The 16684-nt window shown below is 40.2% G+C and carries 10 protein-coding genes and 2 pseudogenes; 1 reads left to right on the forward strand and 11 read right to left on the reverse strand.

Annotated elements, in window-relative coordinates:
• Nucleotides 1-436: 436 nt before the first annotated feature.
• Genes AC0VZ4_RS21575 through AC0VZ4_RS21590 form a run of 4 tightly spaced genes read right to left on the reverse strand, consistent with a single transcriptional unit; the run spans nt 437 to nt 7212 of the window.
• The gene (locus tag AC0VZ4_RS21575) at nt 437-1465 is read right to left on the reverse strand and encodes a zinc-binding dehydrogenase (protein WP_475442087.1); all 1029 of its coding nucleotides are present in this window, start codon (nt 1463-1465) and stop codon (nt 437-439) included.
• A 10-nt stretch (nt 1466-1475) separates the two neighbouring features.
• The gene (locus tag AC0VZ4_RS21580; RefSeq protein WP_475442088.1) at nt 1476-2888 is read right to left on the reverse strand and encodes a TolC family protein; all 1413 of its coding nucleotides are present in this window, start codon (nt 2886-2888) and stop codon (nt 1476-1478) included.
• A complete protein-coding gene (locus AC0VZ4_RS21585; protein ID WP_475442089.1) occupies nt 2881-6033 on the reverse strand; it encodes an efflux RND transporter permease subunit in 3153 nt (1050 codons plus the stop codon). The genes AC0VZ4_RS21580 and AC0VZ4_RS21585 overlap by 8 nt, the downstream gene beginning before the upstream one ends.
• A gap of 9 nt (nt 6034-6042) precedes the next feature.
• A complete protein-coding gene (locus AC0VZ4_RS21590; RefSeq protein WP_475442090.1) occupies nt 6043-7212 on the reverse strand; it encodes an efflux RND transporter periplasmic adaptor subunit in 1170 nt (389 codons plus the stop codon).
• Between the two features lie 119 nt (nt 7213-7331).
• Here AC0VZ4_RS21590 and AC0VZ4_RS21595 point away from each other — a divergent pair, with 119 nt between their 5' ends.
• Nucleotides 7332-8270: a LysR family transcriptional regulator gene (locus AC0VZ4_RS21595; protein ID WP_475442091.1), complete on the forward strand. Its 939-nt coding sequence runs from the start codon at nt 7332-7334 to the stop codon at nt 8268-8270.
• A 30-nt stretch (nt 8271-8300) separates the two neighbouring features.
• Here the strand turns inward: AC0VZ4_RS21595 and AC0VZ4_RS21600 are convergent.
• The 7 genes and pseudogenes from AC0VZ4_RS21600 to AC0VZ4_RS21630 all read right to left on the reverse strand — a co-directional run bounded on the left by AC0VZ4_RS21600 (nt 8301) and on the right by AC0VZ4_RS21630 (nt 16321).
• Nucleotides 8301-9300 (reverse strand): annotated as a pseudogene (locus tag AC0VZ4_RS21600) (GGDEF domain-containing protein).
• 436 nt (nt 9301-9736) lie between these two features.
• Complete coding sequence (gene moaA, locus AC0VZ4_RS21605) at nt 9737-10708, reverse strand: GTP 3',8-cyclase MoaA (protein WP_475442092.1); 972 nt, start codon at nt 10706-10708, stop codon at nt 9737-9739.
• A gap of 95 nt (nt 10709-10803) precedes the next feature.
• On the reverse strand, nt 10804-13095 hold the full coding sequence (locus tag AC0VZ4_RS21610; protein WP_475442093.1) for a xanthine dehydrogenase family protein molybdopterin-binding subunit: 2292 nt from the start codon (nt 13093-13095) through the stop codon (nt 10804-10806).
• 12 nt (nt 13096-13107) lie between these two features.
• A pseudogene (locus tag AC0VZ4_RS21615) lies at nt 13108-13598 on the reverse strand ((2Fe-2S)-binding protein).
• Between the two features lie 61 nt (nt 13599-13659).
• Nucleotides 13660-14274, reverse strand: coding sequence for a nucleotidyltransferase family protein (locus AC0VZ4_RS21620; protein WP_475442094.1), 615 nt, complete (start codon nt 14272-14274; stop codon nt 13660-13662).
• Complete coding sequence (locus tag AC0VZ4_RS21625) at nt 14268-15296, reverse strand: XdhC family protein (RefSeq protein WP_475442095.1); 1029 nt, start codon at nt 15294-15296, stop codon at nt 14268-14270. The genes AC0VZ4_RS21620 and AC0VZ4_RS21625 overlap by 7 nt, the downstream gene beginning before the upstream one ends.
• A gap of 161 nt (nt 15297-15457) precedes the next feature.
• On the reverse strand, nt 15458-16321 hold the full coding sequence (locus tag AC0VZ4_RS21630) for a DUF6279 family lipoprotein (protein ID WP_149605086.1): 864 nt from the start codon (nt 16319-16321) through the stop codon (nt 15458-15460).
• Between the last annotated feature and the right edge of the window lie 363 nt (nt 16322-16684).

Consider the following 16684-nt stretch of genomic DNA (forward strand, 5'->3'; position numbering starts at 1 on the left):
TTTAGATCAATTACTCTATTCAATTAATTAACAGTTTTTTCAATATATTTTCTTTACCTGAACGTAAACTGTTGAAACACAAAGGCTTACAGTTGTACTCTGAAAATAACTGTTTTTATTAAAATGACGAATAAAACAGCTAATAAACCTGAACTCTGGATAATAAATCTATCTCTAGCAGCTATTTTCAGCGCTAACTGCGTTGAATTTACTTGCAATAGGCCAGCTATTGACGCGTAAATTCGCCTTGTTTTCATTGAAAATCTCTGGCTAGAGAAAATAAATTTAAATATCACCATGATTCAATATGTTAGTAAATCTCTTAACCAGAGTTCAGGTTAATAAATAAAAATACGATTTGGTGGGATGCAAAATACATAAAATAGGCATAAAAAAACGCAGCATAAAATGCTGCGTTTTTTAAAGTGACGTATACTTATGGTGCTACATGAACAACTTGTTTACCCGTAAAGCCACCCGCTAATTGCTTATTAAGCGCATCAGACACAGCCTGTGCATTAAACTCAACTGCGGTGAGTGCAGGCGTTTTAATATCGCCATTACACGCGCCTTCTAGCAATAAGTTACCCATAAAGCTTAAACGCTGTTGTGCACATAAACTATTAGCAAGCCATGCACCACCAAGCGATACCACGCTAATATTGGGCGCTCTGCGATACATTAGGTCCTGGTCAAAGCATGGCAATGGATTTAGGCATGCAATTTTGCCGCAAAAACGCATTAACTCAATATTACGAGCTGTTGACTCACCACCAATTGTATCTATAACGGCATCAAAACCTTGTGGGCCGAGCTCTTTGCGAATTTTGTCACACAACTTTTTATCGTTGTAATCAAAAACCACCTCAGCACCTAACTGCTTAACCAGTTTATGGTTTCTTTTCGATGCAGTTGCAAAAACGTTTGCCCCCCGCTGCTTAACATACTGAATAGCAAACTGCCCTACGGCCCCCGCACCACCTTCGATAAGTACAGTGTCGCCTTCGTTAATACTTAATTTGTCTATGCTTATAAGTGCAGCCATACCGGCACAAGGCAAAATAGCGGCCACCGCAGGGCTTAACCCTGCTGGTAATACCGATACTGCGTAGTTAGGTACTTTTGTGTATTCACTCAATACACCTTGACCACCCATACTGGCATGCCACATGACCCGCTCACCCACGCTAGGAAAAACGCCTTTATTTGCTTTTACCACCACTCCCACAGCGTCAAGACCTAAAACATGGGGGTATTGCCAATTACAAAAACCCGATTTGGCAAATTGCCCATCAACAGGATTTAAGCCAACGTATTCAACTTTAATAAGCAATTCGTTGTCTGCACACTCTGGGACAGGCAATTGAACGTCAGCCAAGCTAATTTCTTCGTTTGGCTCTGGTAATACAATGGCGCGCATAGTGTGCGGTATAGTGTATTCATGTGTAACATCAGTATTAGGCATCAATATAACTCTACTTCTTAGTGTTGCTTAAAGCATAACTCCATCGCCCGTTAAATGACTGATAGGCATTAACTTTAGCGAGTAGCGATGAAATTTTTGAATCGACAGCATTCTCTTGTGCTATTAAAACATCCTGACGCGCATCTAACAACTCAAGATAAGGAATTTGCCCTTCTTCGTACATTGCCTGTGCTTGTAAAAATGCTTTATTAGCAAAGTCATAGCGCTCATCGGCAAAGCGTTTCTGCTGTGCTTGATTGACCAACAGTTGCAGTGAAAGTTCACTTTCACTTAGTGCACTTAACACCACTTGTTGATAATCGCTGTAAGCAGCCTCACTTAAAAACTGCTGCGCGTCACGCTGCGCTAAAAGCGCAGGATAACTTAAAATAGACCACTGTAACTGCGGCGCTACTTGCCACTGTTGCTGTGTATCACTAAAGCTATTACTACCTAAACTAAGTACTCCAGCAAAACCACTTAAACTTATATCAGGTAATAACGCTTTGCTTGCGGCAACACTTAAACTGTTAGCTTGGCTAAAGTCATAAAGCGCACGGCTAATATCGGGTCTTAGTGCAATTGCATTATTTGGCTCATTAAATGACACCTCAAACTGATGCTCTAAAATAGCTTGCTCGTTTGTTAATTTAACGTTTTGCGTTAAACGCCCAGTAAGCACGGCAAGCGTTGACAGGTCGCGATATTTTGCATATTCAAAAGCAGGTTCAAGTGCTTGCTGCTGTCTAAGCTGTGCCATAGTACGATTTAAATCAAGTTCGCTTGCAACACCTTCATCAACGCGAGCTTGTAGCACTTCAATACTTTGTTCAAGCGCTTCTATTTGCAAGGCAACAATATGTTGTTTCTCAACATTACCTTGATAGCTTACAAAGCCTTTAACAACCGACGAGACTACTTCAATCTGAAGTAAACGTAATTGCTCTGCCTGGCTCATGGCCGATGCATTTGCTGCATCAACCAACGCTGTAATACGCCCAAACAAATCAAGTTGCCAGTCGAGCGCTAAATTAGCACTTGATTGGCGGCTATTTACATCGCCTAGACCACTGCGCTGAGCACCAATTTCAGCGCCACCTTGCGGCAGGTATTGTGCTTTTTGCTCACCTAATCGTGCGAGCGCACTTTTAAGCGTTAATTGGCTAGTTTTTAAATCGTAGTTATTTGCAAGTGCCTGAGTTACCAGCTGATTCAATTGGCTTGATTCAAGCCCTTTCCACCAGTTTGTTTCGTCAGCGCCAGTAAGCTGCTCAGCAACGGCTGCTTTTGCAACAAACTCATTAATCGCGTTTTGCTCACTGAGCGTATCTATTTTGCTCGCACAGCCTGATAAAAACGCAGCCACCAATACAGCACTTATTGTTAAGCGTGTTTTTAGCGTTTTATTTGCTAACTTATTCATGTGGTAACTCCTGCGCTTTTTCTTTTTTATTTACTACAAGCATATAAAATACCGGTGTAAACAATAAGCCAAACACGGTTACACCAATCATACCTGAGAAAACAGCATTCCCCATTGCATGGCGCATTTCAGCTCCTGCGCCGGTTGCCAACACAAGCGGTATAACACCAGCTGTAAACGCAATTGAGGTCATTAATATTGGGCGCAGGCGCATACGACACGCCGCTAATATGGCATCAAAATGTGATAATCCAGTCTCATTTTTATCTTTAGCAAATTCAATCATAAGAATCGCATTTTTGGATGCCAAGGCAACTAATACGATTAATGCTATTTGCGTAAATATATTGTTGTCTGAACCTACAAACCACACACCAAGTAACGCCGAAAATATGGTCATTGGCACGATTAAAATAATAGCCAATGGTAAACGCAAGCTTTCATACTGAGCAGCAAGTACCATAAATACCAGTAGCACTACCAGTGGGAATACATACACCATGGTATTACCCGCAAGTACTTGTTGGTAAGTAACCTCAGTCCACTCGTATTCAATACCGCTTGGCAAGTTATCAGCAAGGATTGCTTCAATCGCCAGCTGTGCTTGATCAGAGCTGTAACCCGGCGCTGGGCTGCCGTTAAGCTCTGCACTTGGGTAGCCGTTGTAATGCATAACACGGTCAGGACCAATTGTTGGTGTAACCGTTAATACTGAACCTAATGGCACCATGTTACCCGCGCGGTTTCTTACTTTTAAATTAAGGATTTGGTCAGGGTCTAAACGGTAATCAGCATCTGCTTGCGCATTTACCTGGTACGTACGACCAAACAAGTTAAAGTCATTTACATACACCGAACCTAAGTAAACTTGCAGCGAATTAAATACTTCATCAAGTGGAATACCCTGAATTAGTGCTTGTTCGCGGTCTACATCTATATCCATTTGTGGTACTTGAATACGAAAACTTGAGTAAAGCCCCATTAACGCAGGATCTTGCTGTGCTTTACCAATAACTGTTTGCAGGCTATTAAATAACGCTTCGAATCCTTTGTTTGATCGGTCTTCAATTTGCAACTTAAAGCCACCTGTTGTGCCTAAACCTTGAATTGGCGGTGGTGGGAATACCGCGACAAATGCTTCATCAATCACGGCAAAACGTTGGTTTAGCTGCGCGGCAATCGCCATAGCTGATTTACTTGGATCGGCGCGGTCTTCAAACGCATCTAAAGGTGTAAAAACAATGCCGCTGTTAGGGCTGTTAGTAAAACCATTAACAGATAGACCAGGAAAAGCAACCGTATGCGCAACACCCGGCACATCTAAGGCAATTTGCTGCATTTGTCTTAATACATCTTCAGTGCGGTCAAGGCTTGCTGCATCTGGCAATTGAGCAATCGCCACTAAGTATTGCTTATCTTGTTGTGGAATAAACCCACCAGGTACAGTATCAAACAGTTTAATTGTCCCCCCAACCAATGCAACATACGCCACCATTACAATAATGCTTAAGCGAATTAGCTTTTTAACTAATTTTTCGTACCCTTTAGCGCCACGGTCAAATACACGATTGAATGGTTTAAATAGCCAACGACCAAATAATTTATTTAATAAGCGTGTAAATGCATCTGGTTTTGCATCATGCGATTTTAATAACAACGCTGCTAATGCAGGCGAAAGCGTCAGAGAGTTAAAAGCAGAAATGACGGTTGAAATGGTAATTGTCAGTGCAAATTGCTTATAAAACTGGCCAGACAAACCGGTAATAAAGGCGGTTGGAATAAACACCGCGCAAAGCACAAGTGCAATCGCAATAATAGGCCCCGTTACTTCACTCATCGCAACACGTGTTGCTTCAAGAGGCGACAAGCCTTGCTCTATATTACGTTCAACGTTTTCAACAACGACAATCGCATCATCTACAACAATACCTATGGCAAGTACTAAACCAAATAACGATAAAGTATTAATCGACACGCCCAACCACTGCATAACAGCAAACGTACCAATAAGTGAAATAGGCACCGCAATAAGCGGGATAATAGACGCACGCCATGTTTGTAAAAACACAATAACAACAATTACAACCAGTACAATAGCTTCAAGTAACGTTGCAATTACAGCGTCAATCGAGCCGCGTACAAATACCGTTGGGTCATATACAATGTCGTATTTAACCCCTTCAGGGAAATCTTTTGATAAACGTGCCATGGTTTCGCGCACTTGATCAGAAAGCTCAATAGCATTAGAACCTGGGCGCTGAAATATAGGCATCGCGAGTGCTGGTTGAGTGTCTAACTCTGCGCGCAGTGAGTAAGTATCTTGCCCTAATTCAACACGTGCAATATCAGATAAACGTGTTAACTGACCTTCATCGCCTACTTTAATAATTACTTGTTCAAACTCTTCAATACTATTTAAACGCCCTTTCACATTTAATAGTATTTGAAATTGGCTGTCGTTTGATACCGGCTGAGCACCTAGGCTACCTGCGGCCACTTGTTGGTTTTGCGAACGAAGCGCACTTACAACATCGGTTGCTGTTAGCTCACGTGCTGCTAATTCATCTGGGTTTAACCACACACGCATTGAGTATTTGCCCGCGCCAAATAAGCGAATGTCGCCCACGCCCGATAAACGTGCAATTTCGTCTTTAACATACAAGTCAGCATAGTTAGATAAATACGCTGTGTCATGTGTTTTTTCTGGCGAATATAAATGCACCACCATGGTTAGATCTGGTGATGATTTTTCGGCTACCACGCCTAAACGTTGTACTTCTTCTGGCAAACGCGGCAATGCACTGTTTACACGGTTTTGTACTTGTACTTGAGCACGGTCTAAATCGGTACCTAGTGCAAATGTTACCGTTAGGGTCATACGCCCATCGCTGGTTGCTTGTGAAAACATGTACAACATGTTTTCAGTGCCGTTTATTTCTTGCTCCAGAGGTGTTGCCACCGTTTGAGCAATAACCGTTGGGTTAGCACCGGGGTAACTTGCTGTTACAACTACTGTTGGTGGAACAACTTCTGGATATTCACTTACCGGTAGCTGAAATAAAGAAATGCCACCTGCAATTAAAATAACTAAAGACAACATAGCCGCAAATATCGGCCGTTGAATAAAAAAGTGTGAAAATTTCATCAATAAACCTTATTGCTTAGCCACTAAGCGTGATTCGTCATTAGAGAGTGTGAATGCAACATCACTGCTGTCTATTGTCACTGTGTTTGGTGCAATTGGCATACCTGGGCCTACGCGAGCAGGACCATTTACGGCAATCACATCACCTTCAGACAAACCCGATGTTACTGCGCGAAGCGAACCATAACGCTCACCCACAGTGACTAATTTGTACTGCAATACGTTGTTTTCGCCAACGGTTAATACAAAGCGATTTTTTAAATCAGTGCCGATTGCTCTGTCTGGCACAATAATTTGTTCACTAATTGAATTAGCCGCTAATTTAATACGCGCAAATGACCCTGAACGAAGTTGGTTATTATCTTCGTCAAATACAGCCCGCACACGCAAAGTACCCGTAGAGGCATTAATTTGGTTATCAATAAAGTTGATATACCCTTTGTATGCAAAGTCGTGTTGCCCTACTTTTTGCATAACAACAGGCTGGCGGCTAGCGGCTGTTACATTACTAAAAGCACTATTCCAAGTGCGTTCATCAATATCAAAGTATGCATACATTTTTTCATTAGAAACAATGCTTGTTAATACACTTTGACCCGCAATAATATTATTGCCTCTAGTAATGTTTGCACGCGAAATAACACCATCAATTGGCGATACAATTGAAGTGAATTCTAAATCTAGTTCGGCTGATGTAAGCTGTGCTTGCAAAGCAACAAGCTGTGCTTCACGTTGGCGTAAAACAGATGTACGAGATTCAGCCTGCTCAGTAGAGATTGCTTTACGCTGTGTTAAACGTACCGCGCGTTTAGCTTCACTTTTTGCTTGTTCTAATGCAGCTTGTGCACTGTTAATTTGTGCTTCAAGGCTTGCTACCACAGCCGCAAATGGGCGGTCGTCTAACTTAAATAATAGGTCGCCCTTTTTAACATTGTCGCCTTCATTAAATGCAATGTGATCAATAACACCTGACACGCGCGGCATTAATGCTACTTCTTGAGGAGACTCTAAACGCGTTGTATAGGTGTGCCAACTCTGTACTGGTTTAACAAGTACCGTTGCAACATCAATTGGTTGAAGATGTTGCGCCTGAGCTGAAGGTGGTGTGCTTTCGTCAGCACAACCCGCAAGTGTTAATAATGCGCCAGCGAGTGCAGCAGCAATTAAATGTTTTTTCATGAAGACGCTCCTTTTATAATTAGTGTTGCATAGTACGTATTAAGCTTGCGGACAAAAAGCATAGATTTTTAAATTCATTAGTGCCAAAATGGCATCAATAAATTAATTAGGATGTAATAATGGATACGACAAGTCGGCTTTTGATGTTGCTTGAGGTGGTAGAACAAGGCTCTTTTGCCAAAGCGGCTGAAATTCGTAACATTGACCGTTCTGTTATTTCTAAGCAAATTAGTCGCTTAGAAGACGAACTTGGCGTTAGGCTACTTAATCGCACGACTCGCTCATTTTCACTCACTGCTGCAGGCGCAGAAATGATAAAAAAAGCCGCTGAGCTAAGAGAGCTGCTTGGTGAAACAATCCGCATGGCTGAAAACTACCATTTAGAGCCCCGAGGCGTATTAAAAATCACATCATCAACCTTGATCGGACGCCGTTACTTGCAACCGGTACTGAATAATTTTCAAAAACGCTTTCCTCAGGTTGAGGTAGAACTTCGGTTAGATGATAGGCTCGTTGATATTGTGTCCGAAGGCTTTGATTTAGCATTTAGAGTTGGCGAGCCAAAAGATTCATCGCTTATTGCTCGTAAAATTGCGCGTAACCGACTATTGATTGTCGCAGCACCTGAGTTTATAGAGACTTATGGGATGCCTAAAACAATGGAAGATTTAGCCGATTTGCCCGCAGCAAGCTATGCTAGCAATTCTATAAGGGTTGAAGGAGTCGATTACTACAATAGTAAAGGTGAGCCTTGTGAGCAAAAAATAAAGAGCGTATATCGTGCAAACGATGCGGAAGTACTCCTAATGAAAGCAATTTCAGGCACGGCCTATTTTGTAGCACCCGCATTTATAATTGGCAATGAAATCACCGAGGGTAAATTAATTCCGCTCTTAACGGATATAAAATTGATGGAATACAGTGCTATGTATGCTGTGTACCCACATCGTGACTTACCTGTGCGAACGCGATTGTTTTTTGATGCGGTCCGAGAGTACTTAGGAAAAGATAAACCAATTTGGGAAAATGGCATTCCTAACTTTGAACAAATGTATTAAACCAAGTTGAGTAGAGTTTTCTTCAATACGTTAACCGTATACTTTATTGCGCCCAAGGCGTTTAGCTTTATAGAGTTCTTTATCTGCTAAGTTCACAAATTCAAGAAAAGTTTGACCATTTTTGTATTCAGTTACCCCAATACTGATGGTTAAATTAATCACTTTACCGTCAATGTCTATATTAGTGGTTTCAACTATCGATCTTAGTTTTTCTGCAGCGGCAAACGCATCATCAGCGTTTTTGAATGCGCTAAGAAGTGCAAACTCCTCGCCTCCTACTCTAAATACATACCCTTTAGCGAGAGTCACTCTTAACAATGTGGCAATTTCTACGAGTACTTTATCGCCGACATCGTGACCATATTTATCATTCACTTGTTTGAAAAAATCTAAATCTAATAAAAACAAAAAAAGTTGAGATTTATCTTGTAGTTCCACTTCAAAATAATGGCTCATTGAAAGTCTATTACCTGCTCCTGTTAATGGATCAAGTAATGCTAAGTTTTTTAATCGTTTAGAAGAATGTGCCCTACTCACTTCACAAATATGTGACACTGCCCATATACTTATTATACGTGAGTGATAAATTTAAGCTTAGATTAAATGTGGTAAAGGGGAGTAATGGCGACTTTTCGAATAGGATAATACTTTGCAGACTAAGTAAGGACGCTGATAAAATTACCCCTGCGTATTTACCAAGCAGAAGATAATATAAGATGGGGAGCGCAAATGACCAAATGAATACACCATTTTTAGGCGTTGCTATGTAAGTTCCAAACACCACTATTAATGTAATAAGCGCGCACATTACAATCGATTGCCAAGCTTGAAGCGCTTGTTTACCTAAGCGAATAAAAGTGTACAAACAATATAAAGAAAAACATATTTCTAAATAACCAAGTGTATAAAAGTTGTTTACTGTTAAATTAAAGGCAGAAAAGATTGCAGATAAGCTGCCAAAGCAGAAGCACATCCACCTAAGTACATTCCATCTCAGAACTTTAGTACCATTAAGAGCTACGATATCCATTCATAAAACTTAATAATGAAATAAAAATCCAGTTTAACGTGAAAAATAGAGATAACTAGCTTTACAAATATAAAATTCTGAGTATTAGTACTGTTTTTAATAAGTTAAGCTAACTAACCTGAACATTGCTTGAGATGGATTTATTATCCAGAGTTCAGGTTAATCACTATTAAATGGTTTAAATTAGGCTTGTAGGTAAGGCTAATGTTTGGTTCTTCCCCATCAATAGGCAATACCGCAACATAAATACCAAACACGCGCTGCCAGTTGGCTCGTCCTAGGAGCGATTTATTCCTTGTTGCATACATAGATGTAACAAGGAAGGTAACGCAGAAGCTGTTACCGAGTTCGCAAACCTCACGCCGCGATTAAATCGCCCTTCAATAGTAATAAAAAACACTTTATTGCTGCGGACTTATTTATGCTTAAAAATCAGCTAGCCACCCAACATCGATAAATTAGTCGTAATACCCGTATTACCTTGTTGCAATAAGTGGGATTGCTTTTTAGTTTTAATATAGCGCGATAACAATGCGATTAACTCTTCGTTTGAATCGCTGTTCATATGCTCTCTTAGAGAGATGCCCTCTTCAGAGAATAAACATAAGTGTAAATTACCTAACGAAGACACCCTTAATCTATTACAGGTACTACAAAAGTCGTTGCTATAGGGCATTATTAAGCCAATATTACCTTGATAATCTGGGTGCGAAAACTCTTGCGCAGGGCCCGCTGAAGCACCTTGAACGATACGTTGCCATCCTTTTTGCAATAACTTGGTTTTTATTGATTCACCTGAGAGATGGTTTGCATCAAAAAAATCTTTATTATCGTTTGTCTGCATCAATTCAATAAAACGAATAGTGACAGGTCGGTGTTTAAGCCAACTCAAAAAGGTGTCTAGCTCTGAGGCGTTATATTGTCTCATCAGTACACTATTTATTTTTACTGACGAAATACCGCTATCAACCGCTGCATCTATACCACGCATCACAGACGCAAATTTATCGTGCCCTGTAATTGAGTTGAACATACGTGGATCAAAGCTATCAATACTCACATTAATGGCACTTAAGCCGGCATTTACCCAGTCATTAATGTTTTTTTGTAAAGAAAAACCATTTGTGGTCGCGGCGATTTGACTCATACCGGTTGTGTCTTTTGCTGCGCGGATAACATCTATAAAGTCTTTTCGAAGCGTTGGCTCACCGCCGGTAATACGTACCTTTTTAATACCATGATGAGCAAATGCTTTAATTGTATTACTTATTTCGTTGAGCGAAAGAAAGTCTCGGTCGTGGTCACATTGATAACCATTTGGTAAACAATAAACACACTTAAAATTACACACGTCGGTAATTGATAAACGTAAGTAACTAAATTCTCGTCCTGCTGGATCGACTAACATAACTAAACCTTGGGTATAACTTAAGTATATTTATTACATGTTAAAGAGGTCGCATTAAAATACAAACCTCTTACACATATACTGCTTTTACTGTTTTATGTTGATAAGCCCTTTTTAAGCTCATCTGGTTTCATAGGTAGGTTTCGTAAACGAACGCCAACCGCATTGAACACAGCATTACCAATCGCGGGGGCGATACCAATAACGCCCGGCTCACCTAAACCAACCGGAAACTCGTCACTTTGTATAAATTCAATATCCATATCCGGTACATCTTTCATTCTAAGTGGTAAGTAAGTATTAAAGTTAGTCGCTGAAACCTGTCCGTTTTGATACGTATTTGATTCATGCAACGCAAGGCTCGTTCCCCAAAGTGCAGCCCCCTCTAATTGCGCTAACGCGCCATCAGGATGAACTATTAAACCTGCATCAACAACAATATACAGCTTTTTAAGGGTAATTTTTCCATTACCACGATTTACATGCACATGTGCCGCTGTAGCAATCCATGCAGGCATTGTACGTTCTTGCCCTGAACTCGCTGAAAAGCCGATACCTTCACTTTCACCTAACTTAATATTGGCTACTTTTTCAGATACTTTTGTAAGTACGTTATGCAAGCGTGCTGCCCCGCCGATACTCTCTGGTACTTTACCTGCTTGCTTGCCTTTTGCATCTAGCATTTCAAGGCGAAAAGCAACAGGATCTTTCCCCTGTTTGTGTGCAACCTCGTCAATGAACGATTCTAGGCTCCACGCAATCCAACCTGGCCCAACCGAGCGTAACCATCCTGGAATGAATGTGCTTTGTACAAGCTCATTATTAATGGCTCTTGCGCGATGGCTGTTCATGCTATACCAATGATCGGCACCCGATGCAGAAAACGCGTCAAACTTGCCTTTTCCATCAACACCTGGGGATAAAAATCCCGGTGCCATTGCCTTGGTGGGCCAACCCGCAGCAAAAGCATGTTCTAAGCCCATGAAAACGCCGTTTTTATCAAACGATGCTGTCATTTTTGCAACAGAAGCTGAGCGTGATTGGTCAAATAAGCTGTCATCAGCTCGAGTAAATACAAGTTTTACAGGTTTGCCTACTGCTTTAGCTGTAAGGGCTGCGGGTACAGTCCAATCACCAAATAATCTACGACCAAAGCCACCACCTAAATAATAAGGGCGGATAATCACTTTCTCTTGCGCTACTTCAAGTGCTTTAGCTATCGCAGGTAGTGTTAGCGACTGCCATTGATTACCGGTATGGATAATCCAATTTCCATCTTTATACTGAGCAAGGGCATTTAAAGGCTCTAATTGGTAATGGCTAGCGGTCGCTGTGGTATACATTGATTCAAGTAATTCTTTGGCATCGCTTTGCGTTTTCTTAATATTGCCTTCATCAACAAATAAAATACCTGAATCGGTTTGCTCACACAAACGTATACCCTCTTTTTGAATATCAGACTCAGTTACGTTTGCTGCGTTACCTTTTTTATACTTAACCTTTAGTACATCAACCGCTTTAATGGCACTGGGGTAGTTATCAGCAAGTACAACAACCCACCCTTCTACCGTATTACTTGGGTCGGTTAAAATCTCATAACCTTTGTACCCTTTAATAGCTTTTGCTGCTGTGTCATCAACACTTATCACTTTGCTGCCAAACCGTGTTGGCGGAATTACTGGACGAGCATAGAGCATCCCCTCAACTTCTACGTCAATACCATACACAGCAGTACCATTGGTTTTAGCTGGTATATCAAGCGCTTTAAAATCTTGTTTAAGCCCTGTTAAATGGCGTTTATTGGCAGGTTTTAGTGGTAAAGTAGCAACTTCTTCACTTGTAAAAGTACGATTGAACTCACCCTTTTTAACTAAATCAGCATAACTAACAGATTTATCGCCAGAGATTATATACCCTTTTTCAGCGTGGCATGTATCCACAGCCACACCCAGCATTTTTGCGCCTGCTTCTATTAGCGCAATTCTACCAGCGGCACCTGCTTGGGAGAGTGGTTTAAAGCTTTGAAAAACCGACCACGAACCGCCAGTTACCATATAACCCCATTTTTCATGGGTATCTACATACGTAATTGATACTTTTTCCCAATCACATTCCAGCTCATCTGCAACTATACGCGCTAATGCAGTGCCTATATGTTGACCCATTTCAGCCTTTGCAATGCTTACTTCAACGCCACCTTCGGTGTTCATTGTCCACCAAATTGTAGGAGAGAATGCTTGCTGAGCTATTGATTCTTTAGCACTTAGCGAGCCCGAAAAAAATGCTGGAGCAAACGCCATAACCAAACCTGCGCTTGCAGTACCAATCATGAACGAACGGCGGTTTAAATTAACGATTTCACTATTTTTTTGAAATAATTTTTTCATTATTAGCTCCAGTTAAGCGTCTTGTTCGTTTGGATCAAAAATATTGACAACACTTTGTGACTCATCAGCTGCTCGTTGAATCGCTGTTTTAATGCGCTTGTACGCCATACAACGGCAATAGTTGCCGTTCATATAGTTGGCTATTTCGTCTTCAGAGGGATTTGGGTTCGTTGCCAGTAATGTAGCTGCTTGCATTATCTGGCCCGATTGGCAGTAACCACACTGCGGGACTTGTTCGTCAACCCATGCCTTTTGCAGTGGATGTTCGTTATTTAATCCTTCGATGGTAGTAATGTTTTTGCCTGCAATAGCGCCTACAGGCAACAAGCACGAACGCGTAGCTTGTCCATCTAAGTGCACAGTACACGCACCACACACATCCCAATACCGCAACCAAATTTTGTGCCTTTTAGTCCAATTTCATCACGAATAACCCATAACAACGGTGTATCTTCACTCGCGTGTGATTCAATCACCTTGCCATTAATTGTAAACGTCACCATAGCTTGCCCCTTGATTAAGCTTTTATAGTAACTCTTAAAATGTAATTACTGACCTTACTCATTACTTTTGTCGTGAAAATACTTTACAGCGTTTTTCTATAAACTCATGGAGTTGCGCTTGAGTGTCTATATCCAAACTCGCACATTTTAAATTAACAGTATTAACCTCTTCATCATTGCAACGCAGTAAATGCTGCGCACCTTTATCTGTAGTTAAGTCGCTAAGCTTCGATAGATCAACGTTAGGAAATATCGCAGGCACGCCTAAACGCTCGCCGTAATTAGCGCACCAACGAGCAGGATGCTTTTTAAAATTTGCAACTAATTCACTCAAATGTTCTGTAGTAAGCTCAACCTGATCAGCAAGCATAAATAAAATACCATCTGGCTGCTGATTTTTTAAAATAGCTTTTGTGGCTGTCGCAATAGAATCACCTAAACCTTTATCCCATTGTTTATTTTCAATCAGCTTAATATTTTTATTATTTTCGAGCGTGTTTTTTACTTCTTTATGCCATGCACCAGTGACGACAAATACAGGAGAGCTATCAAGTGCTTGTATAACATCAACCGCACGTTCAATCATCGTTTGGCCTGCGCCAATATCGGCAGTTAACTTACAACCATTGAACCGTGATGACTGCCCCGCCGCTAATATCACCTTAGCGATTAACACTTTTCATTTCCCCAGTTACTCAATGAGGTGGCATTTTCATTTGAAAACACGGCGTGTATTTCGCTAATGAGTGAAAGTGCAATGCTCTCTGGTGAGTCGCCGCCTAGATTTAAGCCTACAGGACCAAATACAGGTGACTTTACTTTCTCTAGCGAAGTATTCGCCTGCGTTAGCACTTGCGCCTGTCTATGTTTAGGGCCAGGTAAACCTATGTATTTAAATGCTATATCAGCGAGTACGCAAAGCACACTAGCATCAAGCTCAACACTGTGGGCCATTAAAACAGCGGCATCCACTTTGTTTTCTATACAATACTCACGTAATTGATTTGGCTTAGAACGTAAAATAGCATCAGCATTTGTAAAGTACTGCCTTTTAGCATTTGCTGGACGCGTATCCCATACGGTTACACTCCAACCAAGTTGTTTAGCAAGTGTATAAACAGGCACCGCGTCTGCCCCACCTCCTACAATAAGTATATGAGGCGCAGGGTAAATAGAAATATCTAAAAACGTTGCATCATTAATTTCAATCAGTTGAGCTTTTCGATTAATTGATAAACCTTGTTGCTCTGCGTTTAGAGCAAATTCCCCACAGCCACTAGGTATAATAGGGTTCACTTGTTGAAGGTAGTGCCCAGCTATATTGTCGTTAAGTGCTTTTCTCATATGTTCAAGCTGCAAATACTCGTTAGTCTTATGAATTGGCTGAAGTAAAATATGCACTATACCGCCACATCCAATACCTAACTGAAATGTTAAATCATCTTCATCTGTTGCATCGTAACTTATCGTTTTACTAGTTAACGTGCTCATTACTTGCTTAGCATGTCGCTGTATGTCAGCCTCTAGGCAACCACCAGAGAGCATACCTAAACGCTGCCCTAAACTCGAAATAAGCATCATTGCGCCTAGCTTACGATAACTAGAACCTTCTATTTGATACAAAGTGGCTAAAACCCACTCTTGTTTATCTTTGAGAGGCTCCCAGCTATTTAATATATTTTTTAAATCAGTAACCATACACTTTTACCTTAAAAAATCATCGTGTGTGCCGATGATTACTGCCACTTTACGTGACAATTTTTAGATTCGTTTAAACAACTACAAAAATTGAACAGCAACCTTACTTTGCCGTAACCTTATGTAACACTTTTATAGAAAAGTGATTGATTATTAATGTTTTAGCCCTCAATAATATCATCCAATGTGTCGATTAGCTCATCAAAACGTTCATTTACATTTTCGCGTTGTTTATCACTTAAAGTGGTATTTAACTCATTTAATAAATTTACATATAAACTAAGGTTTTCATCATTAATTTTAAGCAGCTCTGGGCTCATATATAATTCACGTTCTTTTATAACCGTGCTTAATTGCTCAATAAACTCAGATTGCGTTAAATTTTCACTTTCAAATACTTGCTTAGCAGCATTTAAACGCTGTTGTTTGTATTCGAGCCACAGCTCACTTGAGTCCTGATGTTTATCGTTGGTCAGTTTAATTAGTATTTTTTGCTCAGCATTAAGTTTTCCGAGCCATTGCTCGTAATATTCTAATTGTTCTTCTAAACGATCTTTTTTACGTGATATAAATGCTTGCTCGTTAAGTTCATCGCGTTCTTCATCAATTTTTTCTTGAATATTATTTATGAATGTTTTGCGCTGTAAAGGCGTTAAATTTTCACCTAATTCAGCCAAAGGCAAATAAGCGAATTCAAGTAAATTTCGCCAATGTTTTTTTGCAAAAACAACGTGTTCTTTAAGCTGAACGGGTTTTAAACCTTCGTTAAACAAGGTTTTTATATTTTGTATATCTTGTTTGTATGCTGGTAACTGCGTTGACCTATGCCAATGCTGTGTTGTTTCGATAATTTTTTTTAATTGCTTGTTTTGTTGTTTATTTAAATCAACATAATCATCAACCCAAAACGATGAAAGCCAGCTTAAATTATTATAAGTAAATGAGGCAGAGCAACTGCATAAAAACAACATGCTAATAGCGACGCCTACATGTTTGAATTTTTTCATTTTAGTGTTGTTTAGCATCCCATTCCTTTTTTAACTTATATTGTTATTAAATAAATTCATTTGATAATAATTATCATTTACTATTGACTTGCATTCTATTACAAGTGATAATCGTTCGCATAAACACAGTGTAACGACCTCAGTGCCTAAGGAAGAAGTTACAGCAAGGATGCTGATATTTAATTAAGAAGACTGTGCCGCTTCGTGTTTGCTACTTACTCGACCCAAGTAGTCAGCACTCAAGATCACAATTACTTGCTACATTGCTCATATTAGTGACGGTTGATATGACTCAAAAAAGCCCTAACGGGCTTTTTTTATTTCTTTAAATTTTCTGCAATATCTGTATCTTACACACCACTTATAAATTTACTTCATGCA

It is taken from the genome of Pseudoalteromonas sp. QJM3NY_22, assembly GCF_056173065.1.